This window comes from Mucilaginibacter sp. NFR10, assembly GCF_900100445.1.
Lineage (GTDB): Bacteria > Bacteroidota > Bacteroidia > Sphingobacteriales > Sphingobacteriaceae > Mucilaginibacter > Mucilaginibacter rubeus.
The window spans coordinates 462,151-482,403 of sequence record NZ_FMTV01000005.1; the positions used below are offsets into that span (position 1 = coordinate 462,151).

A 20,253-nucleotide genomic window follows, 5' to 3' on the forward strand; every position below is an offset into this window, starting at 1 on the left:
GCGCGCCGGGGCGAAAGAGAAATCTTGTACGCCATGAAAGTAGGCTTTGCATATCCGCCAGCCGCTTGTACAAGATTTCTCCTCGTTCCTTGTTTGAAATGACAAGAAGTAATTTATTCGGTGTAGAAATCAATAGCCTCAATGATCACCTCACAAGCTTTTCTGATTTCATCAGGCGTAATAATAAGCGGCGGAGCTAAACGCATGGAATTACTGCAATGAAGGAACCAATCGGTTATTACACCGTTTTCGATACAACGGTCAATTATGTTTTTATTGAGCTCGAAGTTTTCCAGTTCGATTGCCATCATAAGGCCTTTGCCACGTACCTGTTGTATAGCGGGGTGTACAAGCAAATCCCGAAACAAAGCTTCCTTTTCGGCCACGGTAGCTGCCAAATTATTATCCAGCAGAAACTCCAGCGCAGCCAAGCCCGCCGCGCAGCATACCGGGTGCCCGCCAAAGGTAGTGATATGACCAAGAATCGGGTTTTCCTTTAACGCGTCCATGATCTGGTTTGATGAAATGAACGCCCCTATCGGCATTCCACCGCCTAAAGCTTTTGCCAGTAACAGGATATCTGGTACGATATCAAAATGCTCAAACGCGAAAAGCTTGCCTGTGCGTCCAAACGCCGCCTGGATCTCATCCAGGATCAACAGCGTACCGGTTTCGGTACAACGGGCTCGTAAAGCTTGCATATAGACAACATCCGGCACACGGATGCCTGCCTCACCCTGGATGGTTTCAATAATCACACAGGCGGTTTCTTCAGTTATCAGCATAAGATCTTCCGGGTTATTAAAACGGATGAAATTTACGCCCGGTAATAAAGGACGATAAGCCTGTTTAAACTCCTCATTGCCCATAACACTCAATGCGCCATGTGTGCTGCCATGATATGAGTTAAGACAAGCCACAACCTGCTGCCTGCCCGTAAAACGCTTGGCAAGCTTTAATGCCCCCTCAACGGCCTCAGCACCCGAGTTGGTAAAATATACCGACTGCAGATTATCCGGTAGCACTGAAATAAGTTTTTCGGCAAAGCGCACCTGCGGGGTCTGTACATACTCGCCGTAAACCATCAGGTGCATGTATTTATCAACCTGCTCCTTTATCGCATTAATAACATAAAGATTGCTGTGCCCAAGACTGCTTACCCCAATGCCCGAGATCAGGTCGATATAAGGCTTGCCCTCCGCGTTGTACATATAAATACCTTCGGCACGCTCAAATTCAAGTAATAAAGGAAAATTAGTGGTTTGCGCGTTATTGGCTAAAAAAAGCTGACGAAGAGTAGACATAGCAATTAGTGAGTTATTGAATTAGTGAATTATTGATTTGTGCTTTATATATTTTAAATCAACGATGCAAAATTCAACATTTACCTCAATAAAGCCACAAACAAAAAAAGTGAATTGACCAATTCACTAATTCAATAATTCATTAATTGGTTTTAATTCCCCGCTCTTTCGCTGCGTTCGCTGAGTTGTTTGATGAGCTCATCGTTAAATTCCTGTTCGCTTTTGTACAGGACACTCACCTTTTCGGGCGGAAGAATCTTGGCAAAGGAATCGCGGTAGCGTTTACGGATCCCAACCAGCTGGCTTTCGTAATAGATTTCCTTATCTATTTGCTCGGTGCCGTTGGTTGATGAAGTGGAGTTATTTAAACGCTTCAGAATGCGCACAGCAGTAAGCTCCTGCTGGTACTGATTATAAAGCGGCCAGAATTTGTTAGCCTCTTCATCAGTAAGATCAAGCTGGCGGCTGATATACCTGTTACGGGCAGCCTCAAGCCTTTTACCCATAGCGCCCTTTTTGTTGCCATTAGGACGTACCGGGTTAAGTTGGGGCCTTGAGGGCGTTTGAGCCGGAACAAAGCGGTTAACCTGCCCCACAGCTTCATAGCCTAATGCCATAACAAATAACACAATACAAATATGCCTGATCAATTTACTCATTAAATTTTTTCCTCTGTTTAATTATCTATATAATCCGACAGATCTTCGTCTGCATTACTTGTGTTGCTTTTTTGGTTTGCATCTATCAGCGTACGGGTATCGCTCGCGTCCATGTGTAACTGAAGATAGCTTTTTATTTCATCAACCGGCACCGATGATACCTGCTCATGCAAGTAAGAATGGTTATGATCCGGCGCCTGGATATCTCCCCTGAAAATAACACCCACACCTAATATTAAAGCAAAGCAGGCCGCTGTAGCATACCTGATGGTTGGCGACAACCAAAGCCTTCTCACCATTCCTTTTTTCTGTACAGGTTTTGCTTTGTTAATGCTTATAACATTATCAATCTCCTGCTCCTCTTCAACTTCAGCATTAACTGTTTTATCCAGGATGCGCTGGTTAAGCTTATCAAAGTAATCTATCGGTACAACAAAACCTTCGTGCTCGGCATTTATTGCCTCCTCAACTGCTATGCGGCTTTGAATATTGGCACTTAGCTCCTCAAAATAATTTTCAGGAACAGTAAACCCTTCATCGCCCATGGCTTCCTCAACCGCGATACGGCTTTGGATGTTGCTGCTCAGTTCATCAAAGTAATTTTCGGGTACGGTGAAGCCTTCATCAGCCAGGTTCATGGCCTCCTCTACCGCTATACGGCTTTGGATATTGCTGCTTAACTCGTCAAAATAGTTTTCGGGCACCGTGAAACCCTCTCCCGCATTCATGGCTTCATCCACCACAATACGGCTTTGAATATTGCTGCTCAGCTCATCAAAATAATTTTCGGGAACGGTAAACCCCGAATCACCGGCGCTTAAAGCACGCTCAATATTTATACGGCTCCGGATGTTGCTGCTTAGCTCGTCAAAGTAATTTTCGGGTATGGTATACCCTGCAGATGGATAGTTTTTTAATCCCTCAAGCCTTATACGTGTTGTAATGTGCTGCGCTAACTCATGGAAATAGCCTTCAGGCACTGTGAACGGGTTAGTTTTGCTAACCTGTTTCAGCGCGATGAAATCATCCAGCCATTCCCTATTGTCCATATCGCTTTTCATACACAACTATAGATTGGTATAGTGCTAAAAGGTTTAACGTAAATTAAAAAATTAATCCCTGCCAAGCAAATGAGCTTCTATCTTCTTGACCGCCAGGTGAAACGAAGCCTTTAAAGCCCCCACGCTGGTACCCAAAACCTGCGACATTTCTTCATACTTCATGTCTTCATAATATTTCATATTGAAAACAAGCCGTTGTTTTTCGGGCAGGGTAAGCAGTGCTTCCTGTAGCTTACGCTGCGCAGCATCGCCGTTAAAGTAGGTTGAGTCGGCCAGCGTATCGGCCAGCTCATAAGCAACATCATCCAACGAAACATTATTTTTTTGTTTTTTCTTATTCAAAAAAGTAATGCATTCGTTGGATGCTATCCTGTACATCCAGGTGTACAGTTGCGCGTCGTTTCTGAAACCGGCCAGGTTTTTCCAAACCTTTACAAAAACATCCTGAACCAGATCATCAGCATCGTCATGATCAACAACCATGCGCCTGATGTGCCAGTATATTTTTTGCTGGTATTTTTTTAACAACAGGTTAAATGCTTCATTCCGGGTCTTTTCGTCCTGAAACTTGCTTAATATCTCTGAATCTTCAACCTGTACCGACATTTTTAGAATTTTATTAATGTTAAAGGTTTAATTAACCTTTTTTGTTTTTTCTTTCTATCACCTTTTTCACCGCTGCCACAATATGATCTGCATCCAGACCGTATTTGGTCATCAGCTGTTCAGGTGTACCGCTTTCACCAAAGCTGTCATTTACAGCTACGTACTCCTGTGGTGATGGATTGTGCACTGCAAGCACCTGTGCAACGCTATCGCCTAAGCCACCCAAACGGTTGTGTTCTTCGGCAGTAACTACGCAGCCTGTTTTAGCAACCGATTTCAAAATAGCCTCTTCATCCAACGGTTTAATGGTGTGGATGTTGATGATCTCGGCATCAATGCCCTGCTCAGCCAAAATTTCGCCGGCAAGGATAGCCTGCCATACCAGGTGACCTGTAGCAAAGATACTTACATCAGCGCCTTCGTTCACCATCCATGCTTTACCAATTTCAAATTTTTGATCGGGATCGGTAAAGATCGGAACAACCGGGCGGCCGAAACGTAAGTAAACCGGGCCATCATACTCAGCAATAGCAACAGTAGCGGCTTTAGTTTGGTTATAATCGCAGGTGTTGATAACAGTCATACCTGGTAACATTTTCATCAGGCCTATATCTTCCAAAATCTGGTGAGTGGCACCGTCTTCGCCCAAAGTTAAACCGGCATGTGAAGCGCAAATTTTAACGTTTTTGTTTGAGTAAGCTACTGATTGACGGATCTGGTCATAAACCCTGCCGGTTGAAAAGTTGGCGAAAGTACCGGTGAAAGGAATTTTACCGCCGATGGTCATACCGGCAGCAATACCGATCATGTTAGCTTCAGCAATACCTACCTGTACAAAACGTTCAGGGAATGCTTTAATAAAATCGTTCATTTTTAACGAACCAATAAGGTCGGCGCAAAGTGCAACAACCTGATCATTTTTCTGGCCTGCTTCCAGCAACCCGGCGCCAAAGCCCGAGCGGGTATCTTTTTTATCTGTGTAAGTGTATTTTTTCATTGTTCAAATTCCCCCTGCAATCGAGAGGGATTGGCATTAAATCGTAATAATTAAACTGATGTTTCTAAACTTCCCCTTCAGGGGGCCAGGGACTAATAATCGCCCAGTGTTTCCTCTAACTGATCTAAAGCCAGTTTAAGCTGCTCATCATTTGGCGCAACACCGTGCCATTTGTGGCTGCCCACCATAAAGTCAACACCGTACCCCATTTCGGTATGCATCAGGATCATGATCGGTTTACCCTGACCTGTGCGGCTTTTTGCTTCTTCAAGCACTCTAACCACATCGGCCATATCGTTACCTTTCATATCCAATACATCCCAGCCAAAAGCTTCCCATTTAGCGCGAAGATCGCCTAATGAAAGTACCTGTTTGGTTGGACCATCAATTTGCTGACCGTTAACATCGATAGTTGAGATCAGGTTATCAACATGATTGTGCGGGGCAAACATTGCAGCTTCCCAAATCTGGCCTTCCTGGATCTCGCCATCGCCATGCAGGGTAAACACCAATGATTTATCACCGTTTAATTTTTTTGCCAATGCAGCGCCGATAGCTACCGATAAACCCTGTCCCAATGAACCCGAAGCAATACGGATACCCGGAAGATGCTCATGTGTGGTTGGGTGACCTTGTAAACGCGCGTTCAGTTTACGGAAAGTTGCCAGTTCGGCTTTATCAAAATAACCGGCATGTGCCAATGTGCTGTAAAACACGGGGGAAATATGGCCGTTTGACAGGAAGAAAATATCTTCTCCAACTGCATCCATATTAAATTTAGGATCGTGGTTCATTACCGAAAAATACAATGCGGTAAAGAAATCGGTACAGCCCAATGAGCCGCCCGGGTGGCCTGATTGACAGCCATGTACCATGCGTACAATGTCGCGCCTGATTTGTGACGCGGTTTTTTCTAATGTTTGTAAGTCTGCTTTCATTAATGGAATTTAGGAACTGCTAAAGTAGCTATTTTGATTGTGTTTTTAACACTTATTTTATAAGATCGAGCACCTGTTGTGACGAGGCCTTAGTATCAACCTTACTGATCACATGCGTAATAACCCCTTCTGCATCAATTATAAATGTGGTACGGGCTGTACCCATATATTTTTTGCCGTACATGTTTTTTTCAACCCATACGCCGTAAGCTTCTACAATTTTAAGCTCATTATCCGCTATCAGGGTAAATGGCAGGCTGTATTTGGTTTCAAATTTTTTGTGCGATTTTTCGTCGTCGGTACTTACCCCTATCACCTCAAAACCTTTGCTTAAAAGTGATTGATAGTTATCCCTGAAATCGCATGATTCGGCAGTACAGCCGGGGGTATCATCTTTAGGATAAAAGTAAAGGATCACATTTTTGCCTTTATAATCGGCAAGGGATACTTCTTTGCCGTTTTGATCTTTAGCGGTAAAAGCAGGAGCTTTATCGCCTTCTTTTAATGTTGTCATGGCTTATTTAGGTACTTATCTGGAAAAATCGGCGGAAAATTCCGAAAAATTATTCTTGTTATCAACTAAAGTCAACTTAAACACGTGTTTACCGGGTGCAATATCGCTATTAAACGTGTAACTTAATATTTTACTTTTATAATCATGCTCCATCAGCACCCATTTGCCATCAATGGTGCCGGTATAACTCTTAATTCCGGATAAATTATCGCTCATTCTGAAATTAATACTGCGGGCAGCCTTCATGTTGCTGCCATTTTTGATGTTTAAAGGATGAATTACCGGGGCCACCGTATCTACCTTGACATAATAGTCGCCGAAGGCACTCACCTGCGATATCACATAGCCATCTTTAAAGTAACCGCCCTGGCAGCCGCCCCAAGAACTTACAATAACCGCCTTATCAGTGTAATTACCCAGGTCGACATCGGGCTTGATCCAGATTTCATAATTATCGTGAATGGGCGTTAACCGGTTATGGATATGGTGCACGGCAGAATAAGCACCTGCAGGTTTGGTTGATGCTGAATATTGAAAATCAAGGTCATCATAAAGGTTACCTGGCATAATGATCACTTTCACTTTGTCGTTGCTAAACTCGCTCCGCTTGTCATAGTAAAACATAGTACCGGTAGGTTTCACAGGCTGTGGGTTTGTAAACGGAGATGATTTAACCTTCAGGTTAAGCGATGCTGTATTGCCCGCCACATCCTTTACAATATACTCCACATCATGCGTCGCGTTATCACCAAACGTAATGATGCCGTTATTTACCGATTGCGGATACAATGAAATCCGGCTGCCGGGCAAAATGAAACATTTCTGCATCCACCTGCGGGATGATTCAAATGCAGGGTAATCTATATACGCATTGATGGCATGGGTCTGATCAAACGCGAAACGTTCAACCGCAAAGGTATACACGATTTTGCCATCCAGTTTTAGCTCTATAGAATAAACGCCGTTATGATTAAACGATGTGCTGTTCATATCGGTGGTATTAATCCCGAATCCGATATTGCCGCTTAGTTCCAGCGTTTGTGGTTTAAGGAGATGATAATTACCTGCTGAGCCCGTAACGCCTAAAAACTCCCTGGGCGTTTTTTCGCTGAACGGTTTTCCGTTGAGGTGATAGATACCAATAGCGGTAATTGCAGGCGGCACTTTATCAGGAATGGTTAAACCAAATAGCTGTGCATTGATAGTTTCCTCTGTTTTACTGTCCCTGATCTCAAAGTGCACATGCGGCCCGGCCGATGCACCGGCATTTCCTGAAATAGCTACAACCTCATCCTTTTTTACCGGCACCTGTGTTGGTGTAAGTTTAAAATCAGCTTCGTAGGTTTGGTGCTCGTACTGGTATTTCTTTACCAGGTCAATAACCGCCGGACTAAAACTTTGCAGGTGACCATAAACCGTAGTATACCCATTGGGATGGGTGATGTAAATAGCCCTCCCAAACCCACCAAACTGTACACGTACCCTTGATATGTAACCTTCGGCAGCGGCATGTACAGGGTAGCCGGTACGCTGGTTGGTTTTAAAATCCAACCCTGAGTGGAAATGCGCGGGCCTCAATTCACCAAATGAACCGGCTGTAGTGGGCGGCGTAAGATCAAGCGGATACCTGAAATAGTTTTGCTGGTATTGCCTGCTTTGGATAGTATTATTCTGCGCATACGTGTTTGAATAAAGCGCCAAACACATCGCGCCTGTAACCAATAGTTTTTTTATCATGCTTACTTAACGTAAAAATCGAGCATTTTCTCATCTTCGAGGTATCCCTCAAGTCTATCGCCGATTTTTACTTTTGATACACCTGGTGGGGTGCCGGTAAATATTAGGTCGCCCTTTTTAAGGGTGATGTATTTTGAAACAAAGGCGATGATGCTCTCAAACGAAAAAAGCAAATCGCGGGTGTTGCCCTGCTGGCGGGTTTCGCCGTTGATATCAAGTTTAAAGTTGATATCATAAACAGATTCAAACTTAGTCTTAGGTACAAAAGTGCTGATGGGCGCCGAGCCATCAAAGGCTTTAGCCAGTTCCCAGGGAAGGCCTTTTTCTTTGTGGCGTGCCTGAACATCACGCGCGGTAAAATCAATACCTAAGCCAATTTCTTCATAGTAATTAGCGGCAAATTTTTCGCTGATGTGTTTGCCCTCTTTACTGACCTTCAAAACCAATTCAATTTCATGGTGTACATCTTCCGAAAAATCGGGATGGTAAAAAGGCTTGTTCTCTTTTAATAAGGCCGTATCGGGCTTCATGAAGATAACCGGCGTTGTGGGTACCGGGTTATTGAGTTCTTTGGCGTGTTCGGCGTAGTTGCGGCCAATGGCAATAATTTTCATAAATGAACGCTATAATCGCCAAAGCTAAAAAAATTGATGGGTTTGGGAGGAAGGTTTATAATGTTGTATTAATAATTTGACGTTCCCCTCAAGTAAAACTTACGCAGGCAAGTTGCGTACCTCTGGCACGCCCAAATGGGGTTCATTCAATTGCTACAAACCTTTTGCCCCGCTGGGGCAGTCAAAAATGAAAAAATTAATTTTAATCGAATTTAATTAATAACCGAAATCCTTTTGATAACAGATTCGGTGCCGGCAACAACGCGGACAAAGTAAAAACCACGGACCAGCTTATTGCTGATCGGGTAATTCAGATTATGATCGCCGGATTCAACCCTTTGAGAAAACAGGGTAGAAATATCGTTGCCCAGCACATCCATTATTTTAATGGTTACGTTGGTATTGCGCGAAATGGAATATTTAAGATTGATCTGGTCAGTTACCGGGTTAGGGTACAATTGCACATCAGTTAGTAGTTTATCATCGGGCCGGGATACATTCAATTTTACACTTGAAGTAACAGCGGGTTTTAATGGAGGAAGCGAAAGGTGCAAGCCATTCTTTAAATAAGAGGTTTTGGCAGCTTTAGTTTTACCCCTAAGATACACGGTATCAGACTTTAGCGAATGACCATCGGCAACAAAGGCGAAGTTCACGAAAATTGCCATCGCAATTATCACGACCCATGTATAGGTATAAACATAAGAATATGTAAAATTTCGCCTCATTATTTAGTATGATTCTACAAAAGTATAAATAATGCCCTCATCCCATTAAATATTAGTGTTTTTGTAAAACTTTTTAACAAATTTTAACAAAATGCACAGCCTTATTGTATAATAGACACATAATTTCCTTATACGTTTAATCATTCTAATGGTTTAACCAAAAAAATTAATATTTTTGCCATCTCTAAATCATAAAAGTGTCAAATCATAAAGATCTGCATAAACTGTCGGCCGCGGGCTTTCTAATCAGTTTAGGAATAATTTACGGTGATATTGGTACCTCCCCATTATACGTATTCAAGGCTATAGTTGGCCAGCGTCAAATTTCAGAAACATTAATTCTTGGAGGTGTTTCGCTCATTTTTTGGACATTAACCCTGCAAACCACTTTAAAGTATGTGGTGATAACCCTAAGGGCCGATAACAAGGGTGAGGGCGGCATTTTCTCGCTGTTTTCATTAGTACGGCGTAAAGCAAAATGGCTTATTATACCGGCGGTTGTAGGGGGCTGCGCCCTTTTGGCCGATGGCATTATTACCCCGCCAATTACCATATCATCGGCCATTGAAGGTTTGCAAACCTATTACCCTAATTTGCCTACTGTATATGTGGTAATGGCCATTATTACCGCTTTATTTATCATACAGCAATTCGGCACATCACTGGTAGGTAAGGCATTCGGGCCTATCATGTTCGTCTGGTTTACGATGATGGGCTTTTTAGGTGTTACCTATATCGTACATGATCCATGGGTTATCCGCTCGTTAAACCCGTACTATGCCATTAAATTGCTTACCTCAAGCTCAAGCGATGGCGCCTTCATTATATTAGGTGCCGTGTTTCTGTGTACCACGGGTGCCGAAGCATTGTACTCCGATCTTGGTCATTGCGGTAAAGCCAATATCCGCGTAAGCTGGGTTTATGTTAAGATTTGCCTTATCCTAAACTATTTAGGCCAGGCAGTTTGGCTGCTACAACGTAACGGGCACGTTATGGACCTTAACGCTCAAAACCCTTTTTATCAAATCATGCCAACATGGTTCCTGATATATGGTATCGGCATAGCTACAGTAGCGGCCATCATTGCCAGCCAGGCGCTGATATCAGGTTCGTTTACGCTCATTGCCGAAGCGGTAAGGCTTAATCTTTGGCCAAAAGTTAGGATCAACTACCCATCCGAGCAAAAAGGACAGCTATATGTACCCAGCGTTAACTGGCTGCTTTGGGCCGGTTGTTTAGGTGTGGTGCTGATATTCAAACATTCGGATAAAATGGAGGCTGCTTACGGCTTAAGTATTACCGTAGCCATGCTTATGACCACCATACTGGTATCCAAATTCCTGAAACGCAAAAAAGTACCCAACTATATCATCAATACGTTTTTGGCGGTTTACCTGCTTATTGAAGGAACCTTCCTTACCGGTAACCTGCATAAGTTTTTAGATGGCGGTTGGTTTACACTGTCGATAGGTTTTGTGCTGTTTACTGTAATGTGGACCTGGCATACCGCCCGCAAGATCAGGAACCGCTATGTGAAGTTTGTTGAGATAGAAGACTATTTTGATATCATAAAGGAGTTAAGCTCTGACGAAAGTGTGCCTAAATATGCTTCGCAACTGGTGTATTTAACCAGTGCCAACTTCAATTCAGAAATAGAATCAAAAATTGTTTACTCCATACTGCAAAAACAGCCTAAACGTGCCGATGTTTACTGGCTGGTACACGTTGACGTAGTGGATGAACCTTATAAACGCGAATACGAAGTTGACCATTTAGTGCCAAATAAACTCATCCGGATTGACTTTAAGCTCGGTTTCCGCGTTGAACAGCAAATAAACCTGCTATTCAGGAAAGTGGTGGAAGACCTGGTTAAAAAAGGCGAGGTTGATATTACCAGCACTTATAAATCACTGAACAGGCATAAAATTGTCGGCGATTTTCGTTTTGTAGTGATCGAAAAGATCTTTTCACGTTCACATAACCTGTCGTTTATTGAAAGGTTTATTATGGATTACTACAAGCAGCTTAAAAAAGTGAGCTTATCCGAAGAGCGCGGTTTTGGCCTCGACCTGAGTTTTGTAACGGTGGAGAAAGTACCGCTGGTGCTTGCAATACCTGAGGCCATTGAAATCCACCGGGTTAATTAAATTTCCCCTTTAATATTGAAAGCCTTCCGGAAACGGGAGGCTTTTCTTTTTTACTTCTGCCGTAGGCGTGGCATACCATGATTTGAGCTTTCAGCTCAAGGGTGTAAGCTGAAAGCTTACATTATGCCGCCCACAGGCTGAAAGCTTGCGGTAGTTATATAGTCACATACTTTTCTCCCAGGCTATACGCATATACTTTCGCACCTCGTCATCAATATCTTCCTTAAAATACATCCTGAAGTAGTGATTATACTGATCGGTGCCGGGCACTTGTTTTATTTTACTGAAGCACAGGTTATCGTCATAAACCTGTTTAAACGGAAATACCACATCAATAAAGTTTTTACCTAATTGGGTAACATAAGCAAAGTTTATCCTTGCTCCCAATGCTATCATGCTTTTGGTAGGATAAACTTTAATTTCGGTAATTTGCAGGTACTCATCAATCAAATGATCAAACAGCGCTATGGTATGGGGCGTTTTGCTGCTTAGCGCTTCCGATAGCTCCCTGTCGCGACATGAATGCGCCTGGTTGGTGGCGGTAAATTCACGTTCGCATAAAGGGCAGGTCCACATAAGTTTTACGCGGTTTTGATTTCTTTGCCCAGCACGCTGTTTTTATAGCTGTAAGTGGCATAAATTACCAGACCTATCACCAGCCATATCAAAAACCTGAGCCAGTTAGTATAGCCAAGTTCCGTCATCAGGTAAAAACAGCTCATCAGCCCCAAAACAGGGATGAGCGAGAAGTTTTTAATAAAGCTGTAAACCGCTATAATAATGATCAGGATAAAGAAAAGATAGTTAGGGAAATTATACAGGAAGCCATCAAAACCTAAATAATACTTCTTACCATCGCTGATATCGTTCGTTTTCCTTAGCGCGGTATTGAATTTATCTTCTTCTATATCCTTAAAATATTTTTTAGCCGAGTCGGGCTGGGCAGTTACATTAGCGTTATAAAGCTGATTGGTAGTTTTAAGCAGGCTCAGCTTGTCATTGTTATCCATGTTATCAATGATATCGCTACGGTCTTTTAGCTTCTTAAACTGCATCATTTCAACCTGCGCGGCCGGCTTAAACCAGGCAACCGAACCCAAAATCACCAGTGTGATAATTGGTATAATAAATTTACCATTCACGTATGGTAAATGGAATTTGCCTTTAACAGCCTCTTCACGCGGCAGCAACAGCACACCGCCGCAAACCAGTACAAATGCAAAAAGGGTACCTATACTGGTCAAATCAGTTACTTCGGTAAGGTTCATGAACAGGGCCGGTATAGCCACCACAAAACCGGTCACCACGGTGGCAAAAGCAGGTGTTTGATATTTTGGATGGATACGTGAAAATGCTTTAGGCAATAAACCATCGCGGCTCATGCTCATCCAGATCCTGGGCTGGCCTAACTGGAATATCAGCAATACACTCGCTGTAGCAACAACCGCACTAATGGAGATCACATAGCTAATCTTATTTAAGCCCACCTTTGCAAAAACAAAGGCCAGTGGGTCACCAACCTGCAGGTCTTTATAACTTACCATGCCGGTAAGCACCAATGCTATCAGGATATACAATACTGTACAAATCACCAGCGAATAGATCATGCCGCGGGGCAGGTCGCGCTGGGGCCTTTCACATTCTTCGGCTGTGGTTGAGATGGCGTCAAAGCCGATATAAGCAAAAAACACCCCCGATACGCCTTTCATAACGCCACTGAAACCGTTAGGCATAAATGGGTGCCAGTTGGCAGGTGTTACATAAAAAAAGCCGACTACTATAACTGCTATAACAATCACTATCTTCAAAACCACCATAGCATTGGTGGCCTTTTTTGTTTCGCGGATGCCCACATAAACCAGGTAAGTGATGATGATAACAATTAAAAGGGCGGGTAAATTGGCAATGAGCTTAAAACCGCCTATGCCCGGCGCCTGATCCCAGGCCAGTGCTTCTGCTTTTACCTTATCACCGATATCAGCCAGGTTTGCACCTGCTGCCTGAACCTGCTCATGCCCGCGCAGGGCCGAAACATAGTCCATAGTCAGAAACTTGGGCATATGGATATGAAAGCCTTCCAGCAGGTTTACAAAGTATTCGCTCCAGGAAATGGCTACCGCGATGTTGCCAATGGCGTATTCCATTAACAGGTCCCAGCCAATGATCCATGCTATCAATTCACCGAAAGAGGCATAAGCGTAAGTATACGCACTGCCCGCGACCGGGATGCGCGAGGCAAACTCGGCATAACAAAGAGCCGAAAAGCCGCAGGTAACTGCGGTTAAAATAAACAGAATGGAAACCGCAGGGCCGCCGTGGAAAGAGGCTTCGCCAATTGTCGAAAATATACCTGCCCCCACAACGGCGGCTATCCCCATGAGGGTGAGGTCTTTTACGTTAAGTTCTTTTTTGAGTTGGGATGTTGCTGTACCGGGATGCTCACTATCACTAAAACCACATTCAACATCATTTAAAATTTTTGCTACCGACTTTTTACGAAAGATACTTTTCGACATGTAGTTTAATTAATAAGTGCTAACCAATCTCAAAATTAATCATTTTTTTGCATTGAATAAGTATATGCTTACTTTGCAGCATGAAGATAGGAATAAAAGACGTGTTGCATAGGATCCGCCCTTTTTTTATCCTTTACCTTATCGTTTTAGCCACCTGCCTGACTATCAAACTGCTATTTACCCGTGAAGCTATTTTTTTTACGGTTAATGGTTGGCACCAACCCTGGCTTGATACCATTGAGCCTTATGTTACAGATATCGGCGACGGCACCACAGCCGTGATAGTATCACTTGCTATGCTTTTATTCAGCTACCGCAGCTGGCTGTTAATGGCCTCCAGCTATGCCATAACATCCATCGCGGCACAAATCCTTAAATACATTTATATCGCTCCCCGGCCAAAGCTATACTTTGCAAGCCAGTGGAGCAGGGTGCATACCGTAGAAGGTGTTTATATATTGGAGAAATACAGTTTTCCGTCCGGACATACGGTGAGTGCTTTTTCTGCCGCACTGGTCATAACATACCTCTGTAAAAACAAAGGCTGGGGAATCCCAGCCTTGTTTGTTGCCATAATGGTTGGCTATTCAAGAATTTATTTAACCGAGCACTTTTATGAAGACGTGCTTGCCGGCTCGACTATTGGTGTGTTTGTTACTATATTTTGGTTAACATGGCTTGATGGTAAGCAGTTCATCAATTCGGCCAAATGGAACAGGGGCCTGCTCGATAACGTATTCAAAAAAGCCCATGTCGCTAATTAAACTCCAGCTTCCAGCTGACTGTTTTTACGTTTGATCACGGTTAATACAATGATCAGTATTATAACCGCTCCACCTCCATAAATGCCAATCTTTGCAGGTGCAGACATGCCTTTTGCGTCAGACAAATACTGATCGCGGCGATCTAAAGTAGGCGCTATTTTGATAGAACCCGAAAATTGTTTCAGTTCGGCCTTTGCCAGATCAAGTCTTTGCTCAGGATAGTTATATTCAAAAGTGTAGGTTACGTCCTGGGTATATAACAGGATAAAATTTCTTAACTCCGGAGATTCACCGGTTGAACCGCTGTTATCAATCCTGAGGGTAAATACCTTTCCTTCCAGTTTACCGATAGTAGTATCACGCGGATACATCACACTGCCATTAACAGATTGTTTTTGAATACCTTTGATGTAGGTTTTAAATACATCTTTCAGGTCGCTCTCCTTGTTTAAAGGTTTTGTATTAGCGTTTGGCACGCGTAAAACAAGAATATTACCTAATGATGCACTACCCTGGTATATCTGCTGGCCTAATGTATCCTTTTTAGTAAAGCCTTCGGGTAATGAAACCGTGACAAGGCTATCTATCTTTACAGGTTTAAGTGCCTGGCTAAAACCTGTAAGCGAAAACAGTATTATGCTTAAGCTTAAAATTATCTTTTTCATATTTATTTAACTTGAAAAAGAAGAATAAGTTTTAACTAATAATACATTATGAGATTTACATGAAAGCTAAATGACTTATAATCAACAATATAAATATGAGCTAAAAGCAGCAAGCTCAAGGCTGAAAGCTTTTCAAACACAAAGCTTTTCGCTTTCAGCCTTCGGCTTTGCGCGCTTAAATAAAGGCTTTAAGCTTTTTCAAAAGCTCATCCAGGCATACTTCTGCAAAGGCAGTTGATGAGTCTGAAACACCGTACGGAATAATGAGTTTATTGTTGTGTACAATTACCCCGCATGAATAAAGTACGTTAGGTACATAGCCTTCCCGCTCATCACTGTTGGGGATCAGCAAAGGCTCGTGCAGGCGGCCAATCTCAACCGTTGGGTCATCCAGTTTAAGCAGGCTTGCACCCAGCACATAACGGCGCATGGGGCCAACGCCATGAGTTATCATGATCCATCCATCGGGTGTTTCAATGGGCGAGCCGCAATTACCTATCTGCACAAACTCCCAGCTAAATTTAGGCTGTTGCAGCATCACCGGCTTTTCCCAGATATTGATCTTATCCGAATACATGATATAGTTATTGCAGCCGTCTATCCGCGATATCATCACATACTTGCCGTTCACCTTGCGCGGAAACAAGGCCAGGTTTTTATTCTGTGCGCCCGCACCGTACAAAGGCATGATCTTAAAGTTATAAAAATCGGTTGTTTGCAGCAGTTTGGGCATAATCAGCGAACCATCATAAGCTGTATAGGTAGCGTAATATAGTTTGCTGCCGTCATCGTTGGTAAACTGTACAAAACGGGCATCCTCAATACCCTTACGTTCATATTCGGATATCGGGAAGATCACCCTGTCGGAAATATCGGTATCCAGGGAAAAAACAATTTCATAATAGGAATCGGCAAGCCAAAGCACTTTATCATACTCCAGCCGTTTCATATCGTCTTCCTGTAATTTTTGCGAATCCATAATGATCCGGCGCAGGTTGGCGTACTCAAAATGATGATCGAGCTTTGATTCCAGTTCGCTTATAACATCAATATTAATTTGGGTGATGGCAGCTTTTTCAAAAAAAAGCTTTTTATTATAAACGGCATTCCTCACAATTTCGGCCTCATCAATGTAACTGCCCGCAGGTTGTATGCTGATGTTGTTATCCTTATCTATCCAGGCCCGGCGAAAAGTTATGGAAGAGATATGCCCCTCGCCTACCGCCCGGAAGCTGATGATCACCCTGCGCTGGCCGTCTTCAAGCTCGGTTTGGTCGGGATCTTCCACTATCGAGGGATTAAAGAAGGCGGCCGATTCTATTGAATACTCATGCGTAAAATAAGAACCAATGAGCAGCTTGCGGTAAACGGTAAGCGTATCAAAATCAATATTGAGCTCTAAAAACAAGGGCTTAAGCTTGCTGCAATGCCTGTTAAGCACCCGGGTTATATTACGGTGCCTTTTGGAATATTCCTGCAGCAAGGGCGATACAATGCCAAAAGCATCATCTTCGCTGATTAACATTACACGCTCAATAACCTCTTTGGCGCGATCGTTCCCATTAAAAAAAAATCTTGCTATTACACGTTTCGGATCTGGATTTACCCGGATGGGTTTGCGTTCGATAGAAAGTCTCATACAATGAAGTGGTAGCTTTTAGTTTGTAACACCAATCGGCGCAAATTGATTTGCGCTTTTTTAATTTAAACGCAAGATTTAAAAAATGACACTTTACAGGCCGCTATAAAAACCTATCTTCATACTTTATTAATCTTCGGTACGGTACTTTGCCTGCTGTGAATAATCTTGATCCTGTAACCCTTATTGATAGTTCCTGTAAATGCAAAATTATGAACGTACTAATTGTTGAAGACGAAAAAGGCCTTGCGCTTGAGGTTGATGAATTTTTAAGCCACGAAGGTTTTACGGTTGAACACGCCCGCACCAAAAAATCGGCATCTGAAAAAATCTTCGTAAACAATTATGACTTTATCTTGCTCGACCTGGGCTTGCCCGACGGTGACGGCTTTGACCTGCTTAAAATGCTGAAAGGCATGAACGAACGCGAAGATGCTGTAATTATCCTCACCGCCCGCGGCGCTGTTGACGACCGGGTATCGGGCCTTGAACAGGGTGCAGACGATTACCTGGCAAAGCCGTTTTCATTAAACGAGCTATTAGCCCGTATGCACGCCATCACCCGCCGCAAACACCGACTGGAGAGTAATGACATTAATGTAAAAGGGTTAAAGATCAACATACAGAACCGTACCGTTACCTACAATGATGAGCGTATAACCCTCACCAAAAAAGAGTTCGAGATCTTCAATTACCTGGTTCTTAACAAAAACAGGGTAATATCGCGCACCAACCTCACCGAACATGTTTGGGGTGATGTATTGGAAATAAATTCCGACTCTAACTTTGTGGATGTGCACGTTAAAAATCTGCGTAAAAAGCTATCGGTATATATCCCTATAGATTGGTTTGAAACCGTAAGGAGCATCGGCTACCGTATCAACATCTGAAATTGACAGCCTCATGAAATTACAGGTAAAACTGGCCCTTTATAATACGTTAACCAAATTAGCCATTATACTTTTCACTGGCCTGCTTATCCTGCTTTCTATCGAGAAGATCTCCTATAATCATGTAGAGCTCAGGCTTGAGGAAAATGAAAGAGAAACGCTTAAAAACCTCAGTTCAAAAGAGATTAGCAGCAAGCTTGCTAATCAAAAGCCTTATACCGATTATAATATTTTAAAAGAGGAGTTCATTATTATAACCCCTGTTAAATTTGAGCCCACCGAAACCAAAGCTGTAAAATTCACAACCGAAACCCGTACCAGTGACCTGGTCACGCAAACTTATCGCATCCTGACTCACCAGTTTAATTTTAACAACCATACCTATCTGCTTGAAATTGGCGTGTCAGTTACCTCCATTGAGGAATTAAAATCCATCATTAAAAGGTTTACCCTTTTGACATTGATAATAGCACTCGCCCTCACGCTGGTAAGCGACCTGGTGTTTACCAAATTTTTGCTTGCGCCCTTTTATAAGATCATCGACCGCAAGCTGATCAAAGTAAATGATCCCATGAACTTTGATTATGAAAAGATCCAGACCACCACACAGGATTTTGAACTGCTTGATGACAGTATCAGCACGCTCATGAAAAAAATCAGTAACCTGTTTGCTCTTGAAAAACAGTTCATTGCCAATGTATCGCATGAGTTACTTACGCCCATATCAATTATCAGCTCGCGGCTGGAGAATATTTTATTGCAGGAAGAACTCAGCGAAGCCAGCGAAAACAAGATGCACGCTTCGCTGAAAACATTAAACCGGCTTAAATCTATTATTAACAGCCTGCTGCTCATCTCAAAAGTTGAAAATAATCAATATGACAAAGCCGAAGTGGTGATGATAGCAGGTGTAATTATGGAGATACAGGAAGAACTGGAAGACCGTTTGGAAGAAAAACATCTCACCTTCAACAATAACATTAAATACATCTACTCCATTATGGGTAACCGGCCGCTGATGCATACCCTATTGTTCAATTTGATAAACAATGCTATTAAATACAATAAGCCCAAAGGCAGTATCACCGTTGCCGATGAATTGAAGGAAGATGTGTATGCACTGGAAATTACAGACACAGGTGCGGGGATGGATCAACAACAAATAGAAAACGCTTTTAACCGCTTTGAAAAATTTGAGACCGAAGAAAAGGAAAGCTACGGCCTTGGCTTAGCTATTGTGAAAAGTATTACCGCTTTTCATGGCATCAGGGTAAAAATAGATTCGGTAAAAGACAGGGGAACGAGCATATTCCTCATATTTAACCGTGAGTAACGACTTCACTTAATCTTCACATTGCATCAATACCTTTACAAAGGTTATTTTATAAGTAGATCCCCTATTTAACTATAGAGGCTGTTTCCGGTGGTAACAGCCTTTTTTTATTCCGTAGAGAGGCATCACATGTGTCTTACTATTGAATTACAGCATTGCATATTCCGAAACGCTCATGATCCGTTTTAATAATGAAAATACTTTATATCATCTTATTCCGCTTAACCAGGTACGTGTTCAGGATATGATGATAGCCTTCATGAATATTGGCGTCAACCAAATCAATATGATACTGTGCACATTTTAACTCCAACTGATGGCGGTACTCTTTTAACGATGCCCTGTAGGCGTCGCGGATGCGGGCCGGGTTCACCTTCAGCTCGTCACCACTTTCGATATCAACAAAATGATGGGGACGGTTATCAAAATTAAACTCAAGTTCTTTTTGCTTATCGGTAACATTAAAGATCACCACCTCATGTTTATTAAACTTTAAATGCTGAATTGCCGCAAATAAAGCCTGCTGCTTTTCGGCATCCAGGTTATTCTCCAGCATATCGCTAAAAATGATCACCAGCGAACGCTGATGAATTTCCTGCGCAATATGATGCAGCACATTGGTGATATTGGTTTGCGTGTTTACTTTAGGACTGGCATACATTTTTTCCAGCTCGGCATATAAATAAAACAGGTGAGTAGTGGTTGATTTTGCCGCGCTGATCCAGTCTATCTTATCCGAAAATAAACAAAGCCCAAAAGCGTCGCGCTGTTTTTTGAACAGGTACATCAGCGATGCTATGGCATAAACCGAAAACTGCAGCTTATTAGTACTCGTTTCAGGAAAGTTCATGGATGATGAAGTATCCAGCAGCAAAAAACAGCGAAGATTAGTTTCCTCTTCAAATTGCTTTACAAACAATTTATCGGTACGGGCCAGCAGCTTCCAGTCGATATTTTTTACCGATTCGCCGTTGTTATACAGCCGGTGTTCGGCAAACTCCACAGAAAAGCCATGAAAAGGACTTTGGTGCAGGCCGGTTATAAAACCTTCAACCACCTGCCGGGCCAGCAATTCGACATTGGCCAGTTGCCTTATTTGCTGATCATCGTTTAATTTGGGCATAGGCTAATATAGGCATAA

Annotated in this window: 19 protein-coding genes; 4 read left to right on the forward strand and 15 right to left on the reverse strand. The window is 42.7% G+C overall.

Going from position 1 to position 20,253, the window contains the following annotated elements; all coding sequences use genetic code 11:
- Positions 1 to 113: 113 nt before the first annotated feature.
- From BLP33_RS18875 to BLP33_RS18920, 10 genes are all read right to left on the reverse strand, one after another.
- Positions 114 to 1,304, reverse strand: coding sequence for an aspartate aminotransferase family protein (locus tag BLP33_RS18875; protein ID WP_090531960.1), 1,191 nt, complete (start codon positions 1,302 to 1,304; stop codon positions 114 to 116).
- A gap of 152 nt (positions 1,305 to 1,456) precedes the next feature.
- The gene (locus BLP33_RS18880) at positions 1,457 to 1,963 is read right to left on the reverse strand and encodes a hypothetical protein (protein WP_090531962.1); all 507 of its coding nucleotides are present in this window, start codon (positions 1,961 to 1,963) and stop codon (positions 1,457 to 1,459) included.
- Positions 1,964 to 1,980: 17 nt separating this feature from the next.
- A complete protein-coding gene (locus tag BLP33_RS18885) occupies positions 1,981 to 3,024 on the reverse strand; it encodes a hypothetical protein (RefSeq protein WP_090531964.1) in 1,044 nt (347 codons plus the stop codon).
- Between the two features lie 51 nt (positions 3,025 to 3,075).
- Positions 3,076 to 3,630 (reverse strand): RNA polymerase sigma factor, encoded by a 555-nt coding sequence (locus BLP33_RS18890; protein ID WP_090531966.1) that lies wholly within the window; start codon positions 3,628 to 3,630, stop codon positions 3,076 to 3,078.
- A 31-nt stretch (positions 3,631 to 3,661) separates the two neighbouring features.
- A complete protein-coding gene (locus BLP33_RS18895; protein WP_090531969.1) occupies positions 3,662 to 4,627 on the reverse strand; it encodes a transketolase family protein in 966 nt (321 codons plus the stop codon).
- Positions 4,628 to 4,719: 92 nt separating this feature from the next.
- Positions 4,720 to 5,565 (reverse strand): transketolase, encoded by an 846-nt coding sequence (locus BLP33_RS18900; RefSeq protein ID WP_090531971.1) that lies wholly within the window; start codon positions 5,563 to 5,565, stop codon positions 4,720 to 4,722.
- 52 nt (positions 5,566 to 5,617) lie between these two features.
- Complete coding sequence (bcp, locus tag BLP33_RS18905) at positions 5,618 to 6,079, reverse strand: thioredoxin-dependent thiol peroxidase (RefSeq protein WP_090531973.1); 462 nt, start codon at positions 6,077 to 6,079, stop codon at positions 5,618 to 5,620.
- Between the two features lie 15 nt (positions 6,080 to 6,094).
- Positions 6,095 to 7,816, reverse strand: coding sequence for a M23 family metallopeptidase (locus BLP33_RS18910; RefSeq protein WP_090531975.1), 1,722 nt, complete (start codon positions 7,814 to 7,816; stop codon positions 6,095 to 6,097).
- A gap of 2 nt (positions 7,817 to 7,818) precedes the next feature.
- Complete coding sequence (locus BLP33_RS18915) at positions 7,819 to 8,430, reverse strand: fumarylacetoacetate hydrolase family protein (RefSeq protein WP_090531977.1); 612 nt, start codon at positions 8,428 to 8,430, stop codon at positions 7,819 to 7,821.
- 212 nt (positions 8,431 to 8,642) lie between these two features.
- The gene (locus BLP33_RS18920) at positions 8,643 to 9,098 is read right to left on the reverse strand and encodes a T9SS type A sorting domain-containing protein (RefSeq protein WP_175490060.1); all 456 of its coding nucleotides are present in this window, start codon (positions 9,096 to 9,098) and stop codon (positions 8,643 to 8,645) included.
- A 257-nt stretch (positions 9,099 to 9,355) separates the two neighbouring features.
- Between BLP33_RS18920 and BLP33_RS18925 the strand changes: the two genes are divergently transcribed.
- Positions 9,356 to 11,305, forward strand: coding sequence for a KUP/HAK/KT family potassium transporter (locus BLP33_RS18925; RefSeq protein WP_090531981.1), 1,950 nt, complete (start codon positions 9,356 to 9,358; stop codon positions 11,303 to 11,305).
- Between the two features lie 162 nt (positions 11,306 to 11,467).
- On the opposite strand, the gene BLP33_RS18930 is transcribed toward BLP33_RS18925, so the two are convergent.
- Positions 11,468 to 11,881 (reverse strand): DUF5655 domain-containing protein, encoded by a 414-nt coding sequence (locus tag BLP33_RS18930; RefSeq protein WP_254780200.1) that lies wholly within the window; start codon positions 11,879 to 11,881, stop codon positions 11,468 to 11,470.
- A 5-nt stretch (positions 11,882 to 11,886) separates the two neighbouring features.
- Positions 11,887 to 13,821, reverse strand: coding sequence for an amino acid permease (locus BLP33_RS18935; protein ID WP_090531983.1), 1,935 nt, complete (start codon positions 13,819 to 13,821; stop codon positions 11,887 to 11,889).
- A gap of 80 nt (positions 13,822 to 13,901) precedes the next feature.
- Between BLP33_RS18935 and BLP33_RS18940 the strand changes: the two genes are divergently transcribed.
- Entirely contained in the window at positions 13,902 to 14,585 is a 684-nt protein-coding gene (locus BLP33_RS18940; protein WP_090531985.1) for a phosphatase PAP2 family protein, read from the forward strand.
- On the opposite strand, the gene BLP33_RS18945 is transcribed toward BLP33_RS18940, so the two are convergent.
- Both BLP33_RS18945 and BLP33_RS18950 read right to left on the reverse strand, forming a co-directional pair.
- Positions 14,582 to 15,250 carry a hypothetical protein gene (locus tag BLP33_RS18945; RefSeq protein ID WP_090531988.1) on the reverse strand — a complete coding sequence of 223 codons (669 nt, stop codon included), beginning with the start codon at positions 15,248 to 15,250 and terminating at the stop codon, positions 14,582 to 14,584. The genes BLP33_RS18940 and BLP33_RS18945 overlap by 4 nt on opposite strands.
- A gap of 175 nt (positions 15,251 to 15,425) precedes the next feature.
- Entirely contained in the window at positions 15,426 to 16,889 is a 1,464-nt protein-coding gene (locus BLP33_RS18950) for a glycoside hydrolase family 130 protein (protein ID WP_090531990.1), read from the reverse strand.
- A 212-nt stretch (positions 16,890 to 17,101) separates the two neighbouring features.
- Between BLP33_RS18950 and BLP33_RS18955 the strand changes: the two genes are divergently transcribed.
- Both BLP33_RS18955 and BLP33_RS18960 read left to right on the forward strand, forming a co-directional pair.
- Entirely contained in the window at positions 17,102 to 17,779 is a 678-nt protein-coding gene (locus BLP33_RS18955; protein WP_090531992.1) for a response regulator transcription factor, read from the forward strand.
- Between the two features lie 13 nt (positions 17,780 to 17,792).
- A complete protein-coding gene (locus tag BLP33_RS18960) occupies positions 17,793 to 19,112 on the forward strand; it encodes a sensor histidine kinase (protein ID WP_090531994.1) in 1,320 nt (439 codons plus the stop codon).
- Positions 19,113 to 19,314: 202 nt separating this feature from the next.
- Here the strand turns inward: BLP33_RS18960 and BLP33_RS18965 are convergent, their stop codons facing one another.
- Positions 19,315 to 20,235 carry a DUF58 domain-containing protein gene (locus BLP33_RS18965; RefSeq protein ID WP_090531996.1) on the reverse strand — a complete coding sequence of 307 codons (921 nt, stop codon included), beginning with the start codon at positions 20,233 to 20,235 and terminating at the stop codon, positions 19,315 to 19,317.
- Positions 20,236 to 20,253: the final 18 nt, after the last annotated feature.

Excerpts from the sequence above, each read along its gene's own strand:
- BLP33_RS18875 (WP_090531960.1), bottom strand. The coding sequence starts at position 1,304 with ATGTCTACTCTTCGTCAGCTTTTTTTAGCCAATAACGCGCAAACCACT.
- BLP33_RS18880 (WP_090531962.1), bottom strand. The coding sequence starts at position 1,963 with ATGAGTAAATTGATCAGGCATATTTGTATTGTGTTATTTGTTATGGCA.
- BLP33_RS18885 (WP_090531964.1), bottom strand. The coding sequence starts at position 3,024 with ATGAAAAGCGATATGGACAATAGGGAATGGCTGGATGATTTCATCGCG.
- BLP33_RS18890 (WP_090531966.1), bottom strand. The coding sequence starts at position 3,630 with ATGTCGGTACAGGTTGAAGATTCAGAGATATTAAGCAAGTTTCAGGAC.
- BLP33_RS18895 (WP_090531969.1), bottom strand. The coding sequence starts at position 4,627 with ATGAAAAAATACACTTACACAGATAAAAAAGATACCCGCTCGGGCTTT.
- BLP33_RS18900 (WP_090531971.1), bottom strand. The coding sequence starts at position 5,565 with ATGAAAGCAGACTTACAAACATTAGAAAAAACCGCGTCACAAATCAGG.
- bcp (WP_090531973.1), bottom strand. The coding sequence starts at position 6,079 with ATGACAACATTAAAAGAAGGCGATAAAGCTCCTGCTTTTACCGCTAAA.
- BLP33_RS18910 (WP_090531975.1), bottom strand. The coding sequence starts at position 7,816 with ATGATAAAAAAACTATTGGTTACAGGCGCGATGTGTTTGGCGCTTTAT.
- BLP33_RS18915 (WP_090531977.1), bottom strand. The coding sequence starts at position 8,430 with ATGAAAATTATTGCCATTGGCCGCAACTACGCCGAACACGCCAAAGAA.
- BLP33_RS18920 (WP_175490060.1), bottom strand. The coding sequence starts at position 9,098 with ATGGCAATTTTCGTGAACTTCGCCTTTGTTGCCGATGGTCATTCGCTA.
- BLP33_RS18930 (WP_254780200.1), bottom strand. The coding sequence starts at position 11,881 with ATGTGGACCTGCCCTTTATGCGAACGTGAATTTACCGCCACCAACCAG.
- BLP33_RS18935 (WP_090531983.1), bottom strand. The coding sequence starts at position 13,821 with ATGTCGAAAAGTATCTTTCGTAAAAAGTCGGTAGCAAAAATTTTAAAT.
- BLP33_RS18940 (WP_090531985.1), top strand. The coding sequence starts at position 13,902 with ATGAAGATAGGAATAAAAGACGTGTTGCATAGGATCCGCCCTTTTTTT.
- BLP33_RS18945 (WP_090531988.1), bottom strand. The coding sequence starts at position 15,250 with ATGAAAAAGATAATTTTAAGCTTAAGCATAATACTGTTTTCGCTTACA.
- BLP33_RS18950 (WP_090531990.1), bottom strand. The coding sequence starts at position 16,889 with ATGAGACTTTCTATCGAACGCAAACCCATCCGGGTAAATCCAGATCCG.
- BLP33_RS18955 (WP_090531992.1), top strand. The coding sequence starts at position 17,102 with ATGAACGTACTAATTGTTGAAGACGAAAAAGGCCTTGCGCTTGAGGTT.
- BLP33_RS18960 (WP_090531994.1), top strand. The coding sequence starts at position 17,793 with ATGAAATTACAGGTAAAACTGGCCCTTTATAATACGTTAACCAAATTA.
- BLP33_RS18965 (WP_090531996.1), bottom strand. The coding sequence starts at position 20,235 with ATGCCCAAATTAAACGATGATCAGCAAATAAGGCAACTGGCCAATGTC.